This is a genomic window from Shewanella sp. Scap07 (genome assembly GCF_013394145.1).
Classification (GTDB): domain Bacteria; phylum Pseudomonadota; class Gammaproteobacteria; order Enterobacterales; family Shewanellaceae; genus Shewanella; species Shewanella waksmanii.
The window spans coordinates 2,146,083-2,171,242 of sequence record NZ_CP041329.1; the positions used below are offsets into that span (position 1 = coordinate 2,146,083).

The 25,160-nt window shown below is 45.4% G+C and carries 20 protein-coding genes and 1 pseudogene; 7 read left to right on the forward strand and 14 right to left on the reverse strand.

Going from position 1 to position 25,160, the window contains the following annotated elements:
• Positions 1–81: 81 nt before the first annotated feature.
• The gene (locus tag FLM48_RS09410; protein ID WP_179024452.1) at positions 82–657 is read right to left on the reverse strand and encodes a hypothetical protein; all 576 of its coding nucleotides are present in this window, start codon (positions 655–657) and stop codon (positions 82–84) included.
• 159 nt (positions 658–816) lie between these two features.
• Here FLM48_RS09410 and FLM48_RS22885 point away from each other — a divergent pair.
• A pseudogene (locus FLM48_RS22885) lies at positions 817–921 on the forward strand (IS110 family transposase); the annotation flags it as partial.
• A gap of 45 nt (positions 922–966) precedes the next feature.
• Here FLM48_RS22885 and FLM48_RS09415 read toward each other — a convergent pair.
• The 7 genes from FLM48_RS09415 to FLM48_RS09445 all read right to left on the reverse strand — a co-directional run bounded on the left by FLM48_RS09415 (position 967) and on the right by FLM48_RS09445 (position 8,731).
• A complete protein-coding gene (locus tag FLM48_RS09415; RefSeq protein WP_179024453.1) occupies positions 967–1,413 on the reverse strand; it encodes a GNAT family N-acetyltransferase in 447 nt (148 codons plus the stop codon).
• A gap of 128 nt (positions 1,414–1,541) precedes the next feature.
• Entirely contained in the window at positions 1,542–2,000 is a 459-nt protein-coding gene (locus FLM48_RS09420; protein WP_179024454.1) for a nuclear transport factor 2 family protein, read from the reverse strand.
• Positions 2,001–2,036: 36 nt separating this feature from the next.
• On the reverse strand, positions 2,037–2,648 hold the full coding sequence (locus tag FLM48_RS09425; RefSeq protein ID WP_218645332.1) for a hypothetical protein: 612 nt from the start codon (positions 2,646–2,648) through the stop codon (positions 2,037–2,039).
• A 789-nt stretch (positions 2,649–3,437) separates the two neighbouring features.
• On the reverse strand, positions 3,438–3,758 hold the full coding sequence (locus FLM48_RS09430) for a YdbL family protein (protein WP_028774768.1): 321 nt from the start codon (positions 3,756–3,758) through the stop codon (positions 3,438–3,440).
• A 24-nt stretch (positions 3,759–3,782) separates the two neighbouring features.
• Positions 3,783–3,974: a YnbE family lipoprotein gene (locus FLM48_RS09435; RefSeq protein ID WP_028774767.1), complete on the reverse strand. Its 192-nt coding sequence runs from the start codon at positions 3,972–3,974 to the stop codon at positions 3,783–3,785.
• A gap of 95 nt (positions 3,975–4,069) precedes the next feature.
• Positions 4,070–7,687, reverse strand: coding sequence for a YdbH domain-containing protein (locus FLM48_RS09440; RefSeq protein ID WP_179024456.1), 3,618 nt, complete (start codon positions 7,685–7,687; stop codon positions 4,070–4,072).
• 198 nt (positions 7,688–7,885) lie between these two features.
• On the reverse strand, positions 7,886–8,731 hold the full coding sequence (locus FLM48_RS09445) for a D-hexose-6-phosphate mutarotase (protein WP_028774384.1): 846 nt from the start codon (positions 8,729–8,731) through the stop codon (positions 7,886–7,888).
• A 237-nt stretch (positions 8,732–8,968) separates the two neighbouring features.
• On the opposite strand from FLM48_RS09445, the gene FLM48_RS09450 reads away from it, so the two are divergent.
• Together FLM48_RS09450 and FLM48_RS09455 are read left to right on the forward strand one after the other, a co-directional pair.
• Positions 8,969–10,759 carry an acyl-CoA dehydrogenase C-terminal domain-containing protein gene (locus FLM48_RS09450; RefSeq protein WP_179024457.1) on the forward strand — a complete coding sequence of 597 codons (1,791 nt, stop codon included), beginning with the start codon at positions 8,969–8,971 and terminating at the stop codon, positions 10,757–10,759.
• Between the two features lie 197 nt (positions 10,760–10,956).
• Complete coding sequence (locus FLM48_RS09455) at positions 10,957–12,918, forward strand: methyl-accepting chemotaxis protein (protein ID WP_179024458.1); 1,962 nt, start codon at positions 10,957–10,959, stop codon at positions 12,916–12,918.
• 4 nt (positions 12,919–12,922) lie between these two features.
• On the opposite strand, the gene FLM48_RS09460 is transcribed toward FLM48_RS09455, so the two are convergent.
• On the reverse strand, positions 12,923–13,552 hold the full coding sequence (locus FLM48_RS09460) for a DUF938 domain-containing protein (RefSeq protein ID WP_256871102.1): 630 nt from the start codon (positions 13,550–13,552) through the stop codon (positions 12,923–12,925).
• A 173-nt stretch (positions 13,553–13,725) separates the two neighbouring features.
• Between FLM48_RS09460 and FLM48_RS09465 the strand changes: the two genes are divergently transcribed.
• Positions 13,726–14,241, forward strand: a complete 516-nt coding sequence (locus tag FLM48_RS09465) for a GNAT family N-acetyltransferase (RefSeq protein WP_179024459.1) — start codon at positions 13,726–13,728, stop codon at positions 14,239–14,241.
• Positions 14,242–14,346: 105 nt separating this feature from the next.
• On the opposite strand, the gene FLM48_RS09470 is transcribed toward FLM48_RS09465, so the two are convergent.
• Positions 14,347–16,527 (reverse strand): M3 family metallopeptidase, encoded by a 2,181-nt coding sequence (locus tag FLM48_RS09470; RefSeq protein ID WP_179024460.1) that lies wholly within the window; start codon positions 16,525–16,527, stop codon positions 14,347–14,349.
• A 456-nt stretch (positions 16,528–16,983) separates the two neighbouring features.
• Positions 16,984–18,714: a gamma-glutamyltransferase gene (ggt, locus tag FLM48_RS09475; protein WP_179024461.1), complete on the reverse strand. Its 1,731-nt coding sequence runs from the start codon at positions 18,712–18,714 to the stop codon at positions 16,984–16,986.
• Between the two features lie 82 nt (positions 18,715–18,796).
• Here ggt and FLM48_RS09480 point away from each other — a divergent pair, with 82 nt between their 5' ends.
• The gene (locus FLM48_RS09480; RefSeq protein ID WP_179024462.1) at positions 18,797–20,005 is read left to right on the forward strand and encodes a GNAT family N-acetyltransferase; all 1,209 of its coding nucleotides are present in this window, start codon (positions 18,797–18,799) and stop codon (positions 20,003–20,005) included.
• Between the two features lie 37 nt (positions 20,006–20,042).
• On the opposite strand, the gene FLM48_RS09485 is transcribed toward FLM48_RS09480, so the two are convergent.
• Positions 20,043–20,666, reverse strand: a complete 624-nt coding sequence (locus FLM48_RS09485) for a LysE family translocator (RefSeq protein WP_028774391.1) — start codon at positions 20,664–20,666, stop codon at positions 20,043–20,045.
• Between the two features lie 136 nt (positions 20,667–20,802).
• On the reverse strand, positions 20,803–21,840 hold the full coding sequence (gene hppD, locus FLM48_RS09490; protein WP_028774392.1) for a 4-hydroxyphenylpyruvate dioxygenase: 1,038 nt from the start codon (positions 21,838–21,840) through the stop codon (positions 20,803–20,805).
• A gap of 250 nt (positions 21,841–22,090) precedes the next feature.
• Between hppD and FLM48_RS09495 the strand changes: the two genes are divergently transcribed.
• Together FLM48_RS09495 and FLM48_RS09500 are read left to right on the forward strand one after the other, a co-directional pair.
• Entirely contained in the window at positions 22,091–22,981 is an 891-nt protein-coding gene (locus FLM48_RS09495) for a LysR family transcriptional regulator (protein WP_179024463.1), read from the forward strand.
• Positions 22,982–23,577: 596 nt separating this feature from the next.
• Positions 23,578–23,925 carry a DUF6508 domain-containing protein gene (locus tag FLM48_RS09500; RefSeq protein WP_179024464.1) on the forward strand — a complete coding sequence of 116 codons (348 nt, stop codon included), beginning with the start codon at positions 23,578–23,580 and terminating at the stop codon, positions 23,923–23,925.
• A 73-nt stretch (positions 23,926–23,998) separates the two neighbouring features.
• Here FLM48_RS09500 and FLM48_RS09505 read toward each other — a convergent pair whose 3' ends face one another.
• The gene (locus tag FLM48_RS09505; protein WP_028774395.1) at positions 23,999–24,991 is read right to left on the reverse strand and encodes a cytochrome-c peroxidase; all 993 of its coding nucleotides are present in this window, start codon (positions 24,989–24,991) and stop codon (positions 23,999–24,001) included.
• Between the last annotated feature and the right edge of the window lie 169 nt (positions 24,992–25,160).

Genomic DNA, 25,160 nt, shown 5'->3' on the forward strand with positions numbered 1-25,160 from the left:
GAACCCTCTAAATTAAATTACTACGCTCAACTAACAGCGTAAACGAAGTGTAAGGTGTCGGGTTGACTTGCCCTGTTTAACCTAGAAACCTTCAGAATGCGATGGTAGCCATCCAGGGTGTCTATCCTTGAGTTGGTCTCTTTGTCTTGTGGATGCTAACACAATGTCGGCCCCTCCATCATAAGGGTGAAATATGACACCTTTATTGGGATTAACAATGATAATGTTGCTAGCCTCATCGTGAGCCACCAAGCGAAACAAGCTATCTAGCTCGCTACCACTGTAGTTAACTTCAGATACATGAAGATGCCAGTACAGCTTATAGTCGTCATCATCTTCGTGCTGCTCTACCGAGCGCCAAGGTTTTGTAATGGGAAATAATGTTGTTAATTCAGAACTAGGTTTTGTGGGAGTTTTTGATTCAGAGTATTCTGGCAATATGACAAAAACCTCATTCTTACCAAGTAACTCATTTAGTAATGTATTGTACCTACGAAGCACTTCTATGTACTCTTGCTCGTTTTGTGGGTACCTTTTTGATTCTGGTAAGTAATGGAATCGAACCCAACGATCACTGAACTCATGCTTTAAGTTGTGAGCTTCAGGAACAAAGCTTTTGAATTCTGTTTCCCAAAATTCGGTAAGATCTTTAATCATGGTGAAATTTTACGAATGATATAGACTCCGCTTACCCATTGGCCACTATGTGTCACATTGAAAGCGCAGGGGTTCAAACAAGGAGAGTCCATAAGTGTTTAATTAAAGTAATTTGCATCGATTTAGGCAAATGCTAGTGTTTGTGCCGTAGATTAATAGGGCAAAACTAAACTAAAGCAAACAGTTAAAAGAAACAAGCTATCAGTTAAAATTGCATCTGTCTTGCTTGCTATCATGGGTATGGAAACGGGTTGTGGTGCTCATAATTGACCTAGGAAAGTCAAAACATCGCAATGTTTGACGTCGGCTTTAAAGGTGTAACTCCATATCAATACGGTGCATGTTTGCACCCCAGCCATCTTTAATCTCATTAATGCTTAGTGCGCCATATTTAGCGAAAAATGGTGCGGACAAATGGCTAGCAGCGATTTTTATATAGCTCAGCCCTTGCTCATTAGCCAAATTAATCGCTCTTTCCATAAATTTGGAGCCTAGCCCCAAGCCTTGAGCTTTGGGTGATATCATTATCCAGTTTATCGATTTATATAAAGGGTCATTACCCGACAAACCAAAAGCGCCAATGATATCGCCATCCAAAACGCAAACTTCATAAGTCTCAGGAGAGGCATCCAGAAAGTCGGCATAATCTGGACGTTCATTCGGCGCAAAAAATTCTGGGCAGTTGGCATCAAACACCTTGAGGCAATCTTCTCTATCTTTGTTTTGGTAATACCTGAAACGAATATCTACAGTCATAAATATTTCCTATAAGAAAGGTGCCTAAGGCCCAAATAATGGGCAAAAATTTGTTGGACAAAATTAGCGACGAAGGAGCAAAAGCCAACTGTTTTGCGTCCTTTTGATTAACTAGTTATGCCTTGCCGCTATTCTGAATACTTCCTAATCACAGATACTTTGCCATCCTCGATTTCTAGTACTTCCATAGTATCGTAGCTTTGATTTACGACTTCTTTGGTTTGAGGGTGAACGCCGCTACTTTTAGTGAAGTATTTGATTACAACAACATTATGTGCTGGAACGATTTCATTGAGCTTGGCAGAATACTGAGTATGCGCACCAAGGTAATATGCCATGCCACTACGCATATTTTGTTTACCTGTTGGAATGCGAGAATCGTCATTTACGTAGGGTAGGTGTTGATGGCCAATATCTTCTTTTAGGAACGATAAATAGTGCTCGATGTCCTTTTTTGTTGCATTTGGAACTTGAGTAGCTTTCCAAGCAGCGAAATATGACTTGCCGAATTCCGTTAGGTCAAGCTCCTCTGCGCTCACAGGTAGACAAATAAAAATAAAGGATATAAATAAAATCGCTTTTCTCAAAATAACCTCCTTTGTAAAATAGTAGGGCATAACGCCTCAAACACAGGCGCAGCTATTCTGCGTCCGAGTGCTTTGATTTGTTAGCAGTTGCGATATACGTTCACCAAATCGTTGAATGGATTCATTTTTAACTAAGCCATTTCGATTCACCATAAATGGAATTACCGCAACAACTGATCCTTGGCTATTCACGCCCCAAAACAGGTCTCGATCATCGATGATCTCGTGCGTCAATTCAGCTCCTTCATCATAGAAGGCAGATTGAAACTCGTTAATATAGGTTTTTCCCAGGCAAAGTATCAATTTCGGAGCAGCCTGCTCTGCCCACTTTCGCATTCGAGGGAACCGGAACGCCAAACACCATGCAAGGTAGTCTGCTTTGCTGTGTAAGCCCGTGATAGTTGCAAAATTATCATGCCACCGAGTATGACTGGTGTCTTTAAAACCGATCGGGTAAAGGTTCATCTTGAAGTAACCGCGCCCACCATCAACAAACGGTTGAGCACGTTCTGCGAATTGTTTGTACTCTGATATGATCCCGCCGTCGAGCACAGAAAGTATCTTCATTACCTGCCAGTTGAAGATATAGGCAACGTTTTCCATCCAGTCGGCATACCCTCTCGGCGGGTGATTTACATCCTGTTCCATGTGGGACTCTAGGGACTCTGGGGTATGGCCACCACCCCACTCTATGCCGCATACCCAGATTGCCGGGCTTGTTGGGCTTCCAATATCTCCACCGTCACACCCAGAGAAACGTAGCCCCCAATTTTCAAACTCTCTGGATACTTCCATTAGCTCCCCATTCTTGTACTTCTAACAGTATATTAGGCTGAATTCCGTATAACAACGTACAGCCGCGCTAATCTAATACCTGCAAGTTAACTTAAAAATTAATTGCCTTCAATAGCTTACGATTAATTTGAGAGTGATTTGTTTTCAACACCTGGTGTAGAACGTCGGAATTGACTTATTTGTGCCGCTAGTTAATAGGTATTTATTTAAAAAGTAATAAAATTAAATGTTAAAGGGGAGCGTGTTTTTGTTTGCTTTCTGAGTTGCCCCAAAAATGTGGCAAAATTCCAAACTTTGCATTATAGCGGTGTAAATATACAGTTGAGTAGTTGGGAGGGGAAAGGGATACCATCCGTTATTATTGAATCAAGCGCAAGGCAGCGACATTGGTACAGTGCAAGAGTTATTGGGGCACAGTTTTTTACGTACAACAGGGATTTACGTACAACAGAGATTTATACTCATGTACTTGGTCAAACAAGAGCCGGAACGATAAGCCCTTTCGATCGTTTAAGTAGTTAATGGGTTTTACTGTTGAACTAAGAGTTGAGTACCAGTGCTACGCTGTGAGCTAAAAATAAGTCAAGTTTTCGCGACACATTACATTCACCCCAGTTTGCTACTGGGGTGAGCTGCAAGGCATTATTTTTTAATCCATTTACCCGACTGGGTTTGTATATAGTGACCTTTTTTGGTGCCACGAATGGCTTTTTCTGCCGCGAGTTTGGCGACATCTTGGGTACTGATGCCATTTTTAGTGGCAATTTTCTGATAGTGTGATTTACGTTTAGCGTTAACACTACTTACTAGGCTTTGTGCCTCGGGACTGGCTTTTACTATGCCTAAGTAACCGTTGGTTTGCTCACCAACAAATCCTTGGGATTTTGCATCTTGTAGTGAGATGGCGAAAACATTCGCGCTAAACACCAGGCCAGCGACGAGTAATAAAAGTGAACGGTTCATTATGATACTCCTGTGGTTTGGTGGTTAAAAAAGTTCGTCATTAGACAATAGGTCGTCTAACTCTTTATCTACTTTAATCTTAATTTCGTGTTCAATTTTGACATTAAGATTGATGACAATGGGTTTCTCTGGTGGCTCTATTTTGACTGTCGGTGTACAACCACTGGCTATTAACAGGGTGATTACCATACCGCACAGTGATGTCTTTTTTAGCATAATCACAGAGGTGTCCTTATTATTCTGTAAGCTTGTGCGCTCACTTAGCGAGTTAGTTTTATTGTAGTCAATGTAGATGACGATAAGCTGAACAGTTATTGTTGCATCGATTGTTCAATTTGATTTTGTAGTTTATCACCAATCTGTAAGCTCTTTAAAAGCTGTAATACGTTCTCTTGGTGATGATAATTTAAATGGATAGGCCGAGTCACATCAGCGGCTTTACCTTTAACTGATACCGCCATTACCGCATCACCACCGGCCGCCATATCAAAGCTGCTGGCCAGTTCACTATATTGCAAATGCTCTAGGGTTGAAAACACAAAATCCAAATAAGGTTGGGTTAACCGCATCTGCTCGATGGCAGGGTTGCCGTCGAGCATAATAAGCCCGCCTGGTGCCCGCGCCGCCAGCTGTCCACCACTAATGGTTAACTGACGATTGACCACATCCATGGGTAGTACGCCGTCAAACACACCGTCGGCATATAGGCCTGTGACTGGCTGAATGTCTAGCAGCTGTTGTAATTGCAACCCTTGCAACACTAGATAGGCATGGGAGTCAGCGTTGGTATTAAGGTTAAAGCTAGGGATGAGTAGCTCACCGCCAAGCAGTTCTCCTGATGCTGTGAGGTTGAGGGTTGTCGGACCGATTTTTGATGGTGTTACATTACTGGCGGATGACGGTTGTATTTTTGAGCCTTGTGCCATTAATGGCGACAGGTCAGCGTCAATATCGGCGTTAATGTTAAGGTTTGAAATTACCGTGCTGGGGTTGAACGCGGCTACATTAAAATCAATTGCAGGGCAGGTAACTCGGGCTTGTATTGTCTTATTGCTGTTAAGGTTGCTGTGGCAATTGACGGTGAGTAAACCATCTTCAAAAGGCAAATTACGGTAGCCGCCATTTAGCGCACTAAAACGGGCATTAATATCCGCGTTAAGTGTCAGCTGTTGTGGGCTTTTAATCAGTTGATAATCACTGCTAATGTCACTGCTGCCAGCAAGTGCTACTTGCCATTGCTGCAGCGCATCACTGGGGGCGAGGGCGAGTAGTTGTTCTATATCGCCTTGTTGCTGAAGTTGGCCTGTGACGGTAATGTCTCGGCCAAAACTCGCCTTATGTTGACTCGTTAATGCCAACAACCCGAGTTGCCACTGTTCGTGGGTGTTTACGGCGAGGGTGTGCTCTTGGGCTGCAGCGCTGTTTTCACTGGCATTTTGATGGGGACTTTGGGTCGCCGGCTTAATATCTAGGTGTTGAGACAAATAAATCTGGCTGAAATCAAGCAGTGTTTGACTGGCATTTCTTTTAGCTTGTGTGTCTGTTTTGGTAAGGCTTACGCCGTCTAACTGGTAGTTAAGTAACTGACTAATTTGGCTGTGCGTAAAGTCAGTGAGATTAATCTTTATCGATGTTTCATCATGCGGTTCTAGGCTTGTGTTAGTGGTCGATGAATCGATGTGAATAGTGTCAATGATCGCTTGGTAGTGCTGATGTTGTTGGGCCACAAACACTTCTGTATTCGTCAATTGAGTGGATAACGGCCATACCGATATCAGTTGCGATGTGCTTTGTGTTGAAGCCGGCGTGGCAGGGGCGGTTAATTGGGTTTGGCTGCCAAGTGCTGTGCCTGCTTGTTGTACGATCTCTATGCCTTGCGAGGCCAAACTAATTTGCTGACTACGAATATCAGCCGTGTCATGACTGAAATGGATAGCTTTGGTGGTTAACTGAGGTTTACCCACCGACAATGACCACGCTTGTGGACCACTTTGCCATTTAAGCTGCTGTATATTTAATTGGCTTTGTTCACTGCGCAGCAAGCTGACTGAAGGCGCTGATTGGGCAAGATTGTCACTAAGCTGCGCGATATCAAAAGATGCGCCAACAACGTTAAGCACGGGGCCTTGTACATTGGCGTTTAAGGTCTTATTGAGTGTTTGCCCATCTAGATTAACGTGCTGGCTGGTTAAACTCATATTATCTGCTGAGTAAAAAGGTGTCAGATTGCTAAACGCCGCATTGGCTAATGCGACTCGCTGAACACTTGTTTCACTAGGTGTTTTGTGGTGTTGGCTCGCAACAGACTGTGGATTTTGTTTAGTAAGAGGGCTTTGCTTCGTCACCAGAGCGGAGCTTTGCTTACTCAACCTTGGCTTTAACAAGCTAAATTGCCAGTTAGGCTGAATGTCTGCGTGCCATTGCCAAGCACTTTGGGTATCGCTACTTGGCTTAGTATTTTGATTTGTATTGGATAAGTCTAGCGGTGAGCGTTGAAGTTCAGTGCTACCACTGGCATTAAAGGCTAAGCGTTTTGCATCAAACCAAACCACGCTGAGATTATCCTTATCGTTTTCCTTATCCTTATCGTTAGCGTGTTTGTCTGTACTGTTGTGCTGCAAATGATGGGTTTGAGATTGGCTCGGCGCAGAGGCGAGCGCAAATGGACCTGTGTGTAACGATAGTTGCCAGTCAAATGGCAGTGGTTGGTTACTGGCTGCCAAATCAGCATGTAAAGGTATTGATTGCTCGCTACTCATTTGCAATTGGCTATGCAGTTGCGGCAAGGACAAGTTGGCGTTTAGTGTCACCGGTGCTAACTGTAGATTGGCTAAATCAATGGCGATAGGGGTGCTGTCGAGTGTCAACGTTGCTGTGGGTTCTGTTTGGTTAGTACTCGGTGTCACGCCATGATTGACTGCTGAATGGGGCGGTGCAATTTGAGTGGGGTTGGTACTCCATTGTGCTATTAGCGACTGCAAATGAGGCGTAAAGTTATCTTGTGCCAATTGCTCGACACTGGCCAGTGGCAACTGCAGCGCATAATGCGAGGTATCGAGTGTCAGTATCAGCTGATTCACTGCGCCGATGATAGTAAAGTCGAGCCCTGGCTGTCGCGATTGACTAGCGTTAAAAGCACGTAGCTCAGCGCTGTTGTCACCTTGCCAGAGTAATTCAAATGGCGTTATCTGATGGCGAGATGTTAGCTGGGCATTGTTTAGTGAAAGCGTCGCTTGGCTATGCAGACTGCCGTTTAGCACTAATGGCAATTGACTGAACTGGTGCAGAGAGTGCAGTCGAGATTGCGGTTGCTCAGCGCCTGCTATCTTACCCAAGGTGGAGGTTAACTTTTGCAGCGACTGCAGATCTATCGTCGAGTCCAGTTGCCAGCGCTTTGGTGCCAGCGACACATCAATACGAGCAAGCAGCTGCTGATTGTAATTGGCCGCCAGTCGCAGGTTAGCCTGCTCATCAAAGGTTAAGTAGTCTATGTCAACAGCGCTGCGCTGCGCATCGGGTAAGGTTAAGCTGATATTACCCAGCACCACTTGGGGTAACTGGCTGACATCTAACGCTGCTGATGGCCCTTGCTGGTCAATCTGATTGGTTTTGTTATTGAGCAAGCTTGCACTGAGATCGACGGTTAATGATTGCACCGCAAGGTAATCAATCATTTCGGTGGTCAGACTAAACCAAGGGCTAGCGGGTTTTCTCACTATGTCTATACCGTTGGCGTGAATTTTAGTGCCGTTAACCGTTAGCGATATCTGCTCAACATGCCAGTGATGCGGGCTAGAGAGCGAGAAACTCACCTGGTCGATTTGTGTGTGGTAAGGGCGCAGGAATCGATTGGCGATATCACGAGTTAAAGTTTCGTAATATTGCGTCAGCACTGCAGCTGCACTGATAACAATGATACAGAGCAGCACAAATATTGCTGCTAGGCGCCGTTTATTCATCGCGGATAGGAAAGTTGTCGCTGCCAAAAGAGTGAGTGTATTGAGTGTAAATCAACTGCTAGGGTCAAAGGAAATAGTATTGGTAAATAAACAATACAAACTTTTGGATGGGCGTAAATGATAGCGCTACTGCTTATTTGCCTGTAGCGCTAAGTAAGATTATTTAGCTTACTGCCACGCTATGGTTGTGGTTAATTCATGGCTGTCGCCAGGCGCTAAGGTCACTTTATCTTCCAATACATTCGCGGCTTCTAGACACACCATGGTTTTATAATCATCGCTATTAAATCGTGACAATCGTTGCGACTTTTCAATCCACGGGTTCCACAGTACTGCTGATTGGCTATTTTCACGGCCAACTTCAATGACACCATCGGCAGTGTGCAGAGTTTGCAGCGGTGATAACTGGGTGTATACACGGTCCGTTTCACGATCAAAAATCACTTCGTCGCTTGGCTGTTTATAGGGGCCATCGCCAAACTCAATATATTGTGAGTCACTAAAGCCAGCGGCTTTTAGTTGGCTGATATCGCCGATAGGGAAATAGGTGTGCAACGCTTGAGTAAAACTTACCGGATAATCCGCATGGTTGGTGTTTTTCAATGTCACTTTAAGGGTGTCGGTGAGGCTGAATAATAATTCAACTTGGGTATTATGCGGCCAATAGAGTTTATCGGCTTCACTGATTGCCAACGTAAAACGCAGATCCACGGCTTGATTGTTCATTTTTACCGACTCAAGCGCCCATAAACGGGTACGAGCAAAACCATGTTGCGGCCAGTCAGGGGTATCGCTCATGCCAAACCACGGCCAGCACACAGGAATACCACCACGAATACCACTTCCTGGTTGGTAGTCATCGGCATCAGACACCCAAAGTAGCGGCTTTTTACCCGCGGGTTGAAAAAAGTCTATTTGTGCACCTTGAAGAAAAATGCGTGCTTTACACAATGACGTATCAACATCGACATACTCCAATCCATTGGCGTGCTTCTTTGTCGTAACTGAACCCATGTGGTGCTCCTCATTCCTAAATACAGGCCCGAAGGCGGAATAATCATTCATCAAGCTTACTGATTTTTTCCCCAATAAATAAGGGCTTGTTGTGCTGATTTTTGGTTAAGCTTGTTCTAAAAACTAAACAAAGCAACATAATTGCTGTGTTTTTACTCATACTTGGGTACAGTGGTCAGAGCACTGACCAAAGAAGTCAGTCATTGTCGTTGCAACATAATAACAAAGGAGTGGGGAATGCCGACATACCAAGCACCGCTAAGAGACTATCAATTTATTCTTAATGAATTATTAACAATTAACAATAAAACTGAACTTGCAGGTTTTGACGAAGTGGACAGCGAACTCGTCGATGCCATTTTGCAAGGTGTGGCAGATTTTACTACTGAAGTCATGTTACCGCTTAACGGTGTTGGCGATATACAAGGCTGCAAGCTAGTCGATGGCAAAGTGATCACCCCCGATGGATTTAAAGATGCCTATCAGCAATATGTTGATAATGGCTGGGCGACCCTCACCAGTGACCCCGACTTTGGTGGTCAAGGATTACCTGAGGTGGTTGGGGTGTTTGCCACAGAAATGAATACTTCAACTAACATGGCATTCGCCATGTATCCGGGTTTGACCCACGGTGCCTATGCGGCGATTCATGCCCATGGCAGCGACCAGTTAAAAAATAAGTATTTAGAAAAACTGGTGAGCGGCGAGTGGACTGGCACCATGAACTTGACCGAATCTCACGCTGGCACAGACTTGGCGTTACTGCGCACCAAGGCACAAGAGGTGGGCGATGATACTTACACGATTAGTGGAGAGAAGATTTTCATTTCATCGGGCGATCATGACTTAGCTGAAAACATTGTCCATTTGGTGTTAGCCAGACTGCCTGATGCCCCCGCGGGTGTAAAAGGCATTTCCTTGTTTGCAGTACCTAAGTTCTTGGTCAATGATGATGGCAGCCTAGGGGCGCAAAATGGCGTACAAACTGCGGCGCTAGAGCATAAAATGGGCATTCATGGTAACTCCACTTGTGTGATGGTGTTTGATGGCGCCCTAGGTGAATTGATTGGCGAGCCACACCAAGGGTTGCGGGCCATGTTCACTATGATGAATGAAGCGCGTCTAGGGGTTGCCGTTCAAGGGTTAGGTGTTTCTGAAATCGCTTATCAAAATGCGCTTGAGTACGCCAAAGAGCGTATTCAAGGCCGCGGATTAAGCGGAGTGAAATCGCCGGATAAAGCCGCCGATTCCATTTTGGTACATGGCGATGTAAGACGTATGCTAATGGCCCAAAAAACCTTCAATGAAGGCGCGAGAGCCCTTTTAGGTCAACAAGCGCTGTGGATAGATGAGTCCCATCGTCATCAAGACGCCGCGCAGGCAACCAATGCTGCTAAGTTGGCGGCCTTGTTTACACCCGTTGCCAAAGGCTTTGTCACTGATCAAGGCTTTAAAGCCTGTGTTGATGCGCAGCAAGTCTTTGGTGGCCATGGTTATATTCATGAGTGGGGCATGGAGCAGTTTGTCCGAGATAGCCGTATTGCAATGATTTATGAAGGTACTAATGGTGTACAGGCGCTCGATTTAGTTGGGCGTAAGTTATTGGCCGACGGCGGCGCTGCGCTGACGTTATGGTCTGATCAATTAAAGCCATTCTTAGCTGAACACATGGGCAATGAGGCGATGAAAGAATATATCGTGGCATTAATGGATGCCTCGACTGACTTAGAAAAAGCCACCCATTTCATTGTGGCGAATGCACAGAAAAACCCTGACATCATAGGCGCTGCATCTATGCCTTATATGCAAATATTTGGTATCACAGCGCTCGCATGGATGTGGAGCAGGATGGCGGTGGTGTCTCTTGATGCTATTGCCAGTGGCCAAGGTGACAAGGCTTTTTATGAAAATAAATTGCGTGGTGCTAAGTTTTACATGCATTACTGGGCAGTGCAGACCCGCAGTTTGCGTAAACAGATTGAAGCCAGCAGCCAGTTACTGACAGAGTTCGATGAAAGCCACTTTTAATTTGTTGTCGCAATGCCTAGTAGAGCTTGGTTGCTGAGGCAGTACATTGTGGCCAGTTTGAGCGCGACAGCAGCGTTCAAACTGGCGGCTAAGCGTCTTTAGCGGCCACAGAGTGAATTAATTTTAAATAAAAAGAAATATCTATCGCGTTTTGCAGGTCTATGTTATCGGCATGTTGAGAAAGGATACTGCGATAGATGACAAACCCAATACTTGCGATAGGGATATCCCTAGGAAATCGCCTCACGTTTAAACACAAATTTGTGGTGCTAGCACTCGTCACTTTAACCCCGTTGTGTTTCGGCGCGATTTATTTAGCTAATTTGCAATATCAGCAGGTAAACGCGGTCGAAAGTGAGCGCACTGGCATGCAGATGCTCATGGATGTCGCCCAATATGATCAATGGTTAATTCAAGCACGCCAATCCCAGTCATTTGAAGCCAATACTTTTACCCGTTTTGTTGACCAACAACGTGGTCAAGGGCATTACAGCTCGGCTACCGAACGCCAGCAAATGAGCTTACACAGCGACAGTTTAATCAGTGTGGTGAAATCATCGCGCCAGGCTGATGCAGTAGTCGAAGCCCTGGCAGACCGTTTGGTTGAAATTAAAGAAGATATTGGCGCTCAAAGTGGTTTAACGTTAGATAAGCAGCCCGATGGTTTCTACCTGGCGCAATTGTACGTTAAGCAGTACCCGTTATTGCGTGACTATCAGTCTCGCTTAGCCACCACCGTCGTTGATATTTTGCAAAACGGGTTTAACCCCACTAACTACACTCAAGTTGTCGCGCTGAACAATCGCACCTTAGAGTTACTCACACTTAGCCAGAAAACCGTGCAAAGATTATCTCAGCTGCAGGTGGCCGGTTTATCATCGTTACTTGATGAGCTAACACTCATGCAGCAACAAACAGCCAGTTTAAGCAACTTGGTAGAGCAGCAGATCATCAACCCTGATAGCCCACAAGTCACGCTTAGCAGCTTTGCTAGTCAAAACCGCGTTGTCGCGACTAAACAGCAAGCGGCATTGCAGTTAGTGGCAGAGCAGTTGTCTAGCAACCTTGCTGAGCGAGTTGTTGAGCAAAAGGGCATGATGTGGCTGTTACTGGTGATGTTGGCTTTAGTGGTGACTACCAGCGTGTATTTTTTATGGACCTTTTATTATGCCATTGCCAACAATGTTAGCCAGATTAAAACGGCGATGGCCGCGATGGCAGAGGGTAATCTTACCGAGCCTGTAACGGTTGCTGGACGGGATGAGTTTGCTGCAATAGCGACGGCTTTTAACACCATGCAAGCCAGTGTTAAAGCACTTATTACCGAAGTTAAACTGCTGAGTGAAGAGGTGCTCGATGCCAGTAATGCGGTCAATAATGTCACCGATGAAGTGGCCGACACCCTAAAAGCACAACGACTACAAACCCAAGATGTATCGATAGCCATTGAACAAGTTGTCAGTTCAGTTGAGCTGGTTGAAGGCAGTACGCAACAGGCGGCAACGATCACCGACAGCGCTCATGCTAACGTGCTTGATGGCCAGCAAGTGATTACACAAACCGTAACCGGCATTAATGATATTGCAACTGAAGTTAGCCGTGGCGCACAAGTGATCCACCGTCTTGCCGATCACAGCTTAGAGATTGGCAAGGTGGTTGATGTCATTCGCTCTATTGCTGAGCAAACTAACCTGTTAGCACTCAATGCGGCCATTGAAGCGGCCAGAGCTGGTGAAGCGGGCCGCGGCTTTGCGGTTGTGGCTGATGAGGTCCGTACTTTGGCCAGCCGCACCCAAACCTCAACATCAGAGATTCAAACTATGATTGAGTCTGTTCAAGCGGGGGCAAATGAAGCGGTTATAGCCATGGATAACGGGGATAAACAAGCTGAGCAAGGCGTCGTGCAAGCCAGTGCCGTTAGTGAAAGCATCAGTGGATTAACCAGCAGTGTGAGTCAGATTGTCAGTATTACCGACGAAATTCGTACTGCTGTGAGCGAGCAACGCCTCGCAGCCGCTGAAATGAGCAGTAAAACTCGCGCGATTGATAGTGATGCCCAAGCGGCGCTAAATACTGCCCAAGGCGCCAGCGAGTTAGGCCAACGCTTGGCCAATGATGCTCAGCAACTGGCTAAGCATATTGCAGGTTTTAAAGTATAAACGCTTACTGGGCTGCTGATGCTATTGCGTTGAAGTGCAGTAAACGATTGTTGGCGGGCATGGCATGGTCTTGCTGCATAACAAAACCGTGTGCGGTGGCTAATTGGTCGACCCATTCAATGTCGCGAATAGCACTGTTAGGATCTCGCGCCAGCAACCATTGGTCAAAGTCGCGGTTGCTATCGCTACTATATTGGCCTTGGTAATTAAATGGCCCGTAAATGCACAAAGACCCATTAGGTTTTATCAATTGCTCTGCGAGCGCAAAGAAGCGCGCCACCAAAGCTTTACTCATTATGTGCAAGGTGTTGGCAGTGTATATGCCATCAAAGCGTTGTTGTAACAGCTGCTCACTGGGGTTAGCGACATCGGCAGCCACAGCGAGTGGCAGGTTTGCCAATTTTGAGGCGGCGATGCGTAAATTAAGCCCATCTAGGTAATGGGGTTGATCGCTGCATTGCCAAGTTAGATGCAACATCTGTTGAGCAAAATAAGCGCCATGCTGACCCGTCCCTGCACCAATTTCCAATATATGCTCACTCTGGTTAAATATTTGGCTAAGCTTTTCAAATATTGGCTGTTTATTGTTTTCACAGGCTTGAGAAAAAGGTAAATTCATTGGAGTATTAGGCATGTATGCTATTGGCTTTGCTCGTTACTGTAGCGCGAATAGCATTAAGTGAGAAGCGCCGATTTAATTGGGCTCAGTAAGATAATGCAACAACGTAGTGGGGCACACTTTCAATGGTGAGCCTTTGCTAATCGTTGTATCGGTGGGAATTATGAGTAAAAGGACAGGGATTAACTATGGAGTTGGTTGACGTTGAGCAGCAGCACATAACCACGTTGATGTCATGGATTGATGATGAAGCAGCATTGTATCAGTGGGGAGGGCCTGGCTTTCGCTATCCCTATGATGAACAAAGTTTTAGTGACGATTTACAGTTAAGTAAAATGGCATCTTATGCACTGGTGGATAACGGTGAACTGGTGGCGTTTGGTCAGTGGTACCCGCGCTGGCATTGCATCCATTTATCACGCTTAATTGTTGCCCCTAACTTTCGTGGTAAACGAAAAAATGGTGAAAAGTTTAGCCATTTGTTGGTCAATCAATTGGTAAAAGTTGCGCTGGGCAACACGGATATTTTACCGGGTTGTCAAACATCGTCGTTGTTTGTATTGGCGTACAACAAGGCCGCATTGAAATCTTATCAGCAGCTTGGGTTTGAAGTGTGGTCATGCCCAGAGCCATTGCCGATTGAAGACTGTTTATATATGCGCCGCAGTGAAAGTATAGTGGTAGATAAACAAGGGCAGGGTTAGCTGAACAAGCACGTCAATACCGTTTATGCTATAGGCAAAAAAAAGCATGGCCTCAGGCCATGCTTTTTAAACTAATGGGTTAATTAGCGCAGTAGGCTTTTGCTGTTACAGCAGTCCACGACTGCGCAGTAATGGCTCAATACCCGCTTCTTTTCCGCGGAACTGTTTGTACAGTTTCATCGGATCGTCACTGCCACCTTGAGATAAGATGTTATCTCTGAAAGCATCTGCAGTTTTCTTATCGAAGATGCCGTTCTCTTTAAAGGCTTCAAAAGCATCAGCACCTAGGATATCTGACCATAGGTAGCTGTAATAACCCGCTGAATATCCACCAGAGAAGATGTGCGCAAAGTAGGTGCTACGGTAACGAGGTGCAATCTCTTCAATTAGCCCCATTTTCTTTAAGCTGTCTGCTTCAAATTTCGCTGCATCTTTTGGTGTAAAATCAGTCAGTGTATGCCAGTCTAAATCAAGTTTAGTTGCTGCCATGTACTCAACCGTCGCAAAGCCTTGGTTGAACTTGCTGGCCGCTTGAATTTTTTCGACGAGTTCTTGTGGGATCACTTCGCCAGTTTTGTAGTGCTTAGCAAACTGCGCCAACACTTCAGGCTGAGTCATCCAGTTTTCCATCACTTGTGATGGAAACTCTACATAGTCACGTGGCACAGAGGTACCAGCTTGTGAGCGGTATTTAACGTCAGACAGGATACCGTGTAGCGCATGGCCAAACTCATGGAACAAGGTACTGGCTTCGTCGAACGTCAATAATGAAGGCTCACCTGCAGCAGGGCGTGGGTAGTTAAGTACGTTAACGATGATAGGCATAGAGTCTACACCATTCATGTTGTACTGCTGACGGTAAGAGTTCATCCATGCGCCGCCACGCTTACTGTCGCGTACATAGTAATCGCCAAGGAAGATAGCCATAAGTGAGCCATCTTTGTCATACACTTCCCAAGTACGGACTTCATCGTTGTATGTTGGTAGATCGGTGCGCTCTTTTACGGTAATTCCAAACAGGCGGTTAGCGGTGTAGTACACCCCTTTTAAGGTACTCTCTAGCGAGAAGTATGGGCGAGTTTGTTGCTCGTTAAAGTCATACTTAGCCACTCGAATTTTATCTGAATAGTACCACCAGTCCCACGCGGCTAGCTTGAAGTTGCCACCTTCGCTGTCAATCAGCTTTTGCATTTCAGCGACTTCGGCTTCAGCTTGATTTAACGCTGCTGGCCAGACTTTGTTTAGTAATTCATACACATTTTCTGGTGTTTTAGCCGTACGCTCTTCAAGTACAAGATGTGCATGGGTTTTGTAGCCGATTAGCTGGGCACGCTCTGCGCGTAATGCCGCCATTTTGGCAAGAATCTTCTTGTTGTCATTGGCGTTATCGTTATTGGCACGCTCAATGTACCCTTTGTAGATAATCTCACGTAGGTCGCGGTTATCGGCATAGGTCAAAAACGGCGTAATAGAAGGGCGAGAGGTGGTAAATACCCACTTGCCTTCGTGGCCACGCTTGGTCGCGGTTTGAGCGGCAGTGGCTATCACATCTTGCGGCAGGCCGGCTAAATCGGCTTGATTATCGATCACCAATTCAAATGCGTTGGTTTCTGCCAGTAGGTTGTCACCAAACTCTAGGCTTAGTTTACCAATTTGCTCGTTTAAGCCGCGTAGCTTGGTTTTATCTGCTTCGCTTAGGTTAGCACCGCCGCGGGTGAACCCTTTATAGGCATCTTCAAGCAACTTAGCTTCTGAATGATTGAGGTTAAGCGAATCTTTTTGCGCATACACCGCTTTTACACGTTGGAAAAGTTTGTCATTAAGACGAATATCATCAGATGCGGCGCTAAGCATTGGCGACACTTCTTTAGATAATTTTTGCAAATCTTTATTGGTGTCGGCACTGGTTAAGTTATAAAACACGCTACTGACACGACGGACAAGATCACCGCTAAATTCCATTGCTTCAATAGTGTTAGCAAATGTCGGTGCATCAGGATTGTTGACGATGGCTGCAATTTCAGCTTTTTGCTGAGCAACACCGGCTTTGAATGCGGGCAGGTAGTGTTCAGTCTTTATCTTGGCAAAATCAGGGATGCCGTATGGCGTGTCATAGGGCTTAAAGAATGGGTTGCTGGCGTTGTTTTCAATGATTTGCTGTGCAACGACATTGGGCGCTTGGTTAGCGTTATCGGTAGCTTGTTGGTTATCAGTATTGCTACATGCACCTAAGGCAAAGGTGAGCGCCATGGCTGTTACGATTGGTTTGAGGGTTAATCCCTTCATTATGTTATCCCCGAATTGTTGCTCGTGTGTTGTGTCGACAAGGTATTTGTCTAATCTCGCCAAGATTAATTGGTATTAAAAAAGGTGAGCCAGATCTCGTTATACGCCAGTTAGCTTAAATCGGCGTTAATACTTTTGTTGCCGCAGTTAAAGGATGTTATTTAACATGTCTAGGGGTGTTAAATCCAATAAATAGCCCATTTGTTTGTAACAAATGTTTCGATTGGGGTGTTTTTGGCCATTTACTCGACCGGTTATGAGGTTTTATTCGGTGATTTAAGCAATGTTGATATAAGAAATATCGAGCATAATCCAGCACTCAAGCTTTCTGCTCGTCTTTAATGCCGCCTTGTGTCTTAAAATGGATTCAAACTAGTTTGTTAGCAAGTTAATAACCGTAAAGCAGTCAACTTTTGCTAAGCAGACTGCGATACGGTTATAAATACAACTGTTGAGTTAGTGTCCGGCTGTTAGACTGCCGGCTCTGCGGGGATCTGATGCGCCATAGATCCCGTCCTCTGTGACCATAATTGACTGGGTAGAGCCAATAGCATTTTTAACTTTAACTTTATGGCCTTTTTGTTCAAGCAAGGAGATGGTGTCTCGATTTAAACTGCGCTCTGCGCGGATCACGTCCGGTAGCCATTGATGGTGAATACGCGCCGCTTGGGTGGCTTCTGCAATATTCAAATCATGGTCAATCACATTCATAATGATCTGTAGCGTAGTAGTGATGATTCGAGAACCGCCTGGGCTACCCGTCACGATAAAGGGTTTGTTATCTTTCATCACAATGGTGGGGGTCATCGAGCTTAGCGGTCTTTTATTACCCGAGACAGCATTGGCTTCGCCACCAATTAGCCCATAACCGTTAGGTACACCGGGTTTTGCTGAAAAGTCATCCATCTCATTGTTAAGTAATATCCCTGTGCCTTCTGCTACCAGACCTGAGCCGTAACTGAAGTTAAGTGTATAGGTATTGGAAACTGCATTACCCCACTTATCAACGACAGAGTAGTGTGTTGTTTGGTCGCTTTCGTACGGGTTTAGGTTGCCAGGTTTTATCTCGCTACTGGGGGTCGCCTTGTTGATGGTGATATCAGATGCGCGAGATTTGGCGTATGCCTTATCGATAATTTTGTCGACCGGCACCGATACAAAATCAGGATCGCCCAAATATTCACTGCGATCGGCATAAGCACGCTTCATCGCTTCAGTCATTAAGTGCAAGGTGTCAGCGGTATTGTGGCCAAGCTTATCTATTGGGTAGGGTTCAAGCATGTTGAGCATTTCGATAACATGCACACCACCCGATGAGGGCGGTGGCATAGACACCACCTGATAGCCGCGGTATTCGCCAACCACAGGCTCTCTTTCAACCACATGGTAGTTGGCTAAATCGGCTAAGGTCATATTACCGCCTGCAGCGGAAATGGCTGCGATTAGCTTTTCGGCTGTGACGCCCTGATAAAATCCTTTGCTGCCATGTTCACTAATTAGGCTTAGTGACTTGGCTAAATCTTTCTGTACTAATGTTTCGCCAATGTCATAGCTGCGACCATCTGGATGATAAAATATTGCTGCAGAGCTTGGCCAGCGGCCAATACGTCGTTTCAGCCCTGCCAGTGAGGTGGCAAGATCTGGGGTGACACTAATGCCTTTTTCAGCCAGTTCTATTGCCGTAGCGATGACCTGTTTCATCGACATTGTGCCGTATTTTTCAAGTGCCAACTCCATGCCCATTACCGTGCCGGGCACCCCAACAGCTAAGCCATGGCTGCGGCTCCAGTCGCTGTTAACATTGCCTTTTTCATCTAAAAAGATATCTTTGTGGGCAGCACTCGGGGCTTTTTCTCGATAATCAATGGCTATGGTTTTTTGCTCTTTGGCTAGGTGAACCAGCATGAACCCACCACCACCTAAGTTACCGGCCCTTGGTAGGGTGACGGCTAAGGTAAAACCAACCGCAACCGCAGCGTCAACCGCATTGCCACCTTGTTCTAGAATGGCGACGCCAGCTTGAGTGGCGAGGGCTTCTTGGCTTGAAACCATGCCGTGTTTTGCCCACACAGGTTGAGAGGTGGCAGCATGACTATAAATTGATGATTCTTTTGCAATACTGACATTGCTTGCAATGAGTGGCAAAGTAAGCGTAAGGATACAGCATAAGGTCTTAGCGGCGCGCATTGTCATTCCTTTGCGTCTTGTGTTTTAGGCCAACAATGTGACGCCTATCGCGTCGAAAATCAACCTTAAGGAGCAAGATTAATTGGATGAGTTGAGTTTTAGGTTGGTTGATAGCATTGAGCAGATTGGCCAACAAACATGGGCTGCGATAGTGGGCACTACCATGCCGTTTATGCGTTATGAGTTTCTGTCTGCGCTAGAAAGTAGTGGGGCGGTGTCAGCGAAAACCGGTTGGAAGGTGCAACATTTACAGGTCATGCATCAGCAAGATGTGGTTGCCTTAATGCCACTATACGAAAAGTACCACTCCTATGGTGAGTATGTATTTGATTGGGCTTGGGCTGAAGCCTATGAACGTAATGGCTTAGAGTACTACCCTAAACTGGTTAACGCGGTGCCTTTTACGCCGGTGATTGCCAGTAAACTCGCTATTGCTAAGCATTTGGATGACGAGCAACAACAACAGCTCGTGACCGCGCTGGTTAACTTCATTACCGGCAAAGTTAGCAGTGGTCAGTACTCGGGCTGGCATAGCTTGTTTATTACGCCGCAATTGCTAGCGCAGTATCAGTCAAGTGCATTGATTGCCCGTTTAGGGACGCAGTTTCACTGGTGTAATCGCGATTACCATCATTTCGATGATTTTTTGGCCGCAATGACAAGCCGAAAGCGTAAGAATATCCGTAAAGAGCGTCAATGTGTTGCAAAGCACAATCTCAGCTTTGTAATGCTAGCAGGAGAGCAGATCACGCCCAATGATTGGCAGGCGTTTTATCACTGTTATATGCACACGTATCTGAAGCGCTCCGGCCATAGTGGTTACTTGAATCAAGCGTTTTTTCAAACCTTAGGCCGCACAATGCCAGAGAACGTGCGCCTATTGATGGTGTATCAGCACAGTGATAAGCCAGTCGAGGATAGCAGTGAAAATACCGAACCTGAGTTAATCGCTGCGGCGTTGTTTTTTGTGTCTGACACCCATCTATACGGGCGTTATTGGGGCGCACTCAAAGAGATAGACGGGTTGCACTTTGAAACCTGTTATTACCAAGGGATTGATTACGCAATTAACCAAAACTTGCAGGTGTTTGATGCTGGCGCACAAGGTGAGCATAAAGTGTTGCGCGGCTTTGAACCAGTCGCCATGCATTCGGTGCATTATATTGAACATCAAGCTTTTAGCACGGCGATAGAAGATTTTTGCGGGCAAGAGCGGCACAACATGGCGCAGTACATGTCGCAGTTAGATGAGCTCTTACCGTATAGAGAGCCGGCAAAAGAGTCCGACTAAGTCGGCATAGCAAGTGGTTAGCGCTAATTGGCAAGCGCTAACCTAATGCCAACCAGAATCCCACACCCACCATTAGACTGCCGGCAATACGATTCATCCACTTGATGTTATCGCCTCGGCTTAGAAATAGCCGCAAACTCTTGCCGCCGGTAGCATAGGCCAGCATGCTGACAAACTCGGTCATCATGATCACGCTAAGCAACATCAACAATTGCGGCGCCACCGCGCGATCGACATTGATAAATGGCGGCAGTAGCGAGATCATAAATGCCCAGCCTTTTGGGTTCGCTATGGCGGTGACAAACCCTTGCGACATTAGGGTCATATTGCTAATGGAGCGGTCGGTTTGTTGACCTTCAACAATGGCCATTTTACCTTTGGCGCGCCACATATTAATCCCAATGTATGCCAGGTAAGCGCCACCGACCCATTTGAGCACTTCGAAGACTTGCGGATAATTAAGCATCACGCTAGCTACGCCCAAAACTGCCGCTATGGCCACAATGGCAACACCGACTAGCTCACCTATCATCATCCATAATGTGCGCCTTACACCTATGCTCATCCCCAGTGTCATGGCCAACGTCATACACATACCCGGTGTGATCGAAACAAAGAAAAAGGTCGGTATAAAGACAGCGAGTACAGCAAAATCTGGCATGGTGTTCCTTAGTGGCTAACAAAGTATCACGGCTTAGGCCGCTTAGCAGGGCGCTAGTGTAGAGAATTAATTTGCTGCTGAAAATAAAAAACCAGCCATTAGGCTGGTTTTTTATCAATATCGATTTGCCATGGAATTACAGCACGCCGCGGCGCTTCTGATCTCGCTCGATAGATTGGAACAGTGCAGTGAAGTTACCTTCGCCGAAACCTAAGTTATTTTTACGTTGAATAATTTCGATAAAAATAGGGCCGAATAGGTTTTTGGTGAAGATTTGCAGCAAGTAGCCGTCTTCATCGCCATCAACCAGGATTTGGTGATGTTTAATACGCTCTCTATCTTCAGTTACCTGAGGCAGTTTCTCAAAAATGGTATCGTAGTACTCTGGGATGATGTCTAAGGTTTGAATTGACGAACCTTCCATTGCATCAAGCGAAGCGACAATATCGCGACTTCTGAATGCTAAGTGCTGAACACCTGGACCGTCGTACTCGCGTAGGTACTCATCAATCTGGTTTTTATCGTTGCCTTTACCTTCATTGATAGGAATACAGAAGCTGCCATCTGGCGAGCGTAGTGCATAAGACACTAGTGCGGTTTGCTCACCTTTAATGTCGAAGTAACGTACTTCGGTAAAGCCAAAAATGTCTTTATAGAAGTTAGACCAATGCTCCATGGTGCCTTTGTAAACATTGTTGGTTAGGTGATCGACTTCCATAAAGCCTTTTTCTTCAACAATCACAGGCTCGTCAAGGTCGACAAAGTCAACATCATAGATATTGTTCTCGCCAAAGGTATCAATAAAGTAAATCAGGCTATCACCAATACCGTAAATGGCAGGGTAAGGCAGATCTTTACTGTCTTCGTTTGCTGGTTTTGCACCGCGTGCTACCGCGCCTTCAAAGGCAAAGTTAGCATCTTCTACACGCCAGCCCATTGAGCTGATGGCAGGACCGTGTGTTTTAGCGAACTCTGCAGAAAAGCCTTGTTTGTTCACATTAAGTAGAAAGTTGATGTCGTTTTGCTTGTAGTAAACGATCTCTTTCTCTTTGTGTTGTTTAAGCTTTGAGAAACCAAAATCGATGAAAACCTGATGCATAAAATCGATATCAGGTGTGGCGAACTCGGTAAATTCAATGCCGAGTAGACCAAGTGGATTTTGTTCGCTTGCCATGGGTGAGTCCTCTTTCATTATGTTGTACCCAAAGGTCACTCTTGCAATAGTGGGTGACTTTAGCTCGCTAACTCAGGTCAGCGCATGGGATTTTTAATCGGTGTGTCAGCGCTTATTGATTGGCTAACCACCCTGTTTTGTGATCTAAGTATCAATTTAGTTGCTGTCTTGAACAAAAAAAAGAATAATAAATAGCTTAAGATGTTCTATTTTTTAGATGGTATAAAAAAGTTTACGCGGGGAATGAATAATGAGAATCGATGTAGACGCATTTAATGTATTGCAGGTATTAGTGGAAGAAGGCAGCTTTGCTAAGGCTGCTGAGCGATTGCACAAGGCACAGTCTGCAATTAGTTACCAAGTGAAAAAACTGGAGCAACACCTAGGTGTAAAGCTTTTTTGTCGTGATAGCTATCGAGCAGAATTAACCGATGAAGGTAAGGTCATCCTCGCGGAAGGCCAACGTTTACTGCAATACTTAGGCAACATAGAGCATTTAGCCCAGCGCTTTAGTCAGGGTTGGGAGCCAAAACTTGAGTTAGTGATCGATGGTTCACTACCAATGGAGCCTATCATGCGCGCATTAAAGCGTATGTCTGAATATGATATCCCTACCAAAATTCAGTTGAATATGGAGTTCTTAGGCGGTGTGCAAGCACGATTTGAGCGCGATAACGCTGATTTGATGTTAGTTAAAGACTATCGCACCGGGCCCCATTATCGGCCACAGGCTTTACCGGATGTAAAAAGCCTGCTGGTGGTTGCTAAGGAGCATCCGCTCTCTAGTCTACAAAACATTAGCCTGTTTGACTTGCTACAGCATGTTGAGCTGACGATTGAAGACTCTGCGCCGCAGCAGGCCGCGCGCGATGATTTGCAGTTTGGTGGCGATAAAGTTTTCTATTTGTCAGGCTTTATAATGAAGAAAAATGCCTTACTCATGGGATTGGGTTTTGGTTGGATGCCTGAGTTTTTGATTGCTGACGAATTGCGCTCAGGGCAACTCAAAGAGCTCGATTTCATTGGCGGTAGTCATTATAGCTTTACGCCGCAACTGGTATCGACCATGGAGCGACCGCTAGGCCGCGCGGGCATGCTGTTTACCGACCTTATACTTGAAGAATTTAACCTGTTTCAATAGGACCCGCTAGCCGTGAGTGCAATTTGCAAAGGCGTGTTGATTTTGCCTGTCATAGCTTGCGGTTCAGGCAAGTAGAGAATAGGCCTGCGGCTAAAATGAGTCGCAGCTAATCACTATCCTCACCATCAATATGGCCAACAGCTGATTTTTAATTTGCTTAATTATTAATCGGTTAACCAATTATACCAATCAGTATAAGAATTTGATCTACTCAGCGCGCTTTGGGCAAACTAATTCAAGGCGAATGATTGAAACAATGGTTGTTCCCTTGTGAAATTATTCAACGCAGAAGTAGGCAGCCTAAAACGCGCCAGAATGGCGAGTTTTAGCGATTCTGATGCTGTGTTAACGAGCTTAACCGTAGAATAACTATGCTCTTCACTCGTTGCCTTGCCTCAGAACCGCTAAACTCTCGCTGAGTGACTAAATGTTTATACTGATTGGTATTACAAAACGTTAAGCTAAAGTTCAGCTTCATTGCATTAGCATGGGCGCATGAATTGTTGGTATGGCTTATGCATTTTGACTGATAGCACTTAGCGCTGATTAACAGCCAGTCAGACCCTAAGCCAATTGCCAGCGCAATGGAGGTTTCTATGAATACTTTAGCTATTTCGCCCTTATACAGTCGATATGCAGATCTGTTCTTACAAGGTGATAAGCCAGTTTGTGTTAGCCAGTTTCAGCAGTTTGTCGCCGAACTGGAACAACAAGGCGTACTTTTACCGCATCTAAATTGGGACGAGTGGTATGAACATAGCCACTTTGTTGATCGCCCTGACTATATTGCTGATGCAACATGGTATCAATGCCAGCTATTGTTAACTGCAATGGCGAGATTAGAAAAATTTAGTCCCGGCGTTATCGATAACTATCGTCGCCAAGGCGTGCTGATTGCCATTGTAAGTCGTATGCAGACGTTGGCGATGGGAGTGGCGGTATAAAAACGGCAGCTTAGCGCTGCCGTTTATTCAAGTTGTTGCTATTTAATGACTTGCTGCGCCAGTAAACTGTGCTTTATTTTGCAAATGGCACAGGTCGAGGCGTGTTGGCATTTGAAGGCGGCAAAATCGGTAATACAATTTGCGGCTGATCACCGGTTAGGGTTTTTAAGAATGCCACCATGTCTGCGGTTTCTTGCTCAGACAGTTGCTGACCAAGCTGAATATCAGACATGGTATTTACAGCTTCTTCTAATGTCCAAGTCGCGCCATCATGGAAGTAAGGGTAGGTAAGTTCAATGTTACGCAGTGTTGGAACTTTAAATACCATTCTGTCGTGCTCATGACCAGTAACCGCAATACGTCCTTCTGCAGGGTTATCAGTGTGGAATGGTTTAACGAGTCCCATCTTCATATACATAGTGCCGCCAACTGCCGGACCATTATGACAAGAGGTACAACCACGGTCTTTAAATAGTTGATAACCATTCTTTGCTTGGTCACTAATCGCCTTTTTGTCACCTTGTAGGTACTGATCAAATGGGCTATTTGGCGTGACTAAGGTCTTTTCAAACTCAGCAATCGCATCAGTTAGGTTTTCAAGGTTGACGGAGTCTTTACCATAGATTGCGGCAAAACGCTGTTGATACTCAGGGATTGAATCAATGGTTTCAACTGCAACACTGTGGGTATGAGCCATCTCACCTGGGTTAGCAATAGGACCGGCTGCTTGTTCTTGCAAATCTTTTGCACGACCATCCCAGAACTGCGCAAGGTTGTACTCAGCATTAAGTACTGTTGGCGAGTTGATTGGGCCTTCCTGCCAGTTATGGCCAATAGAAGTCGGTAGGGCGTCAACGCCACCTGTAGATAGGTTATGGCAAGAGTTACAAGAGATAAAACCAGATGCTGACAAACGTGGTTCAAAGAACAGCATTTTGCCTAACTCGACTTTTTCAGGCTGAGTAATTTTAACAGGTTCAATAATAGAGATAGGCTCTTTAGCTACGGCTGGAGCCGTGATCACGCTTGCTAATATAGCTAAGCTAATAGGGGTTAGTTTGTTCATCTTCAGCACCTTAAATAGGGTTAGTAGCGAGCTGCTTTGTTTTGATTAACCCTGATATTAATGTGTGTTTTAGCTTGGGTATAACGCGTTGTTTAGATTAGGACTATCGCTAAACTGGATTATATAAATGTGACATTTATCGCTGAAAATCAATAACTAATAGGATAGT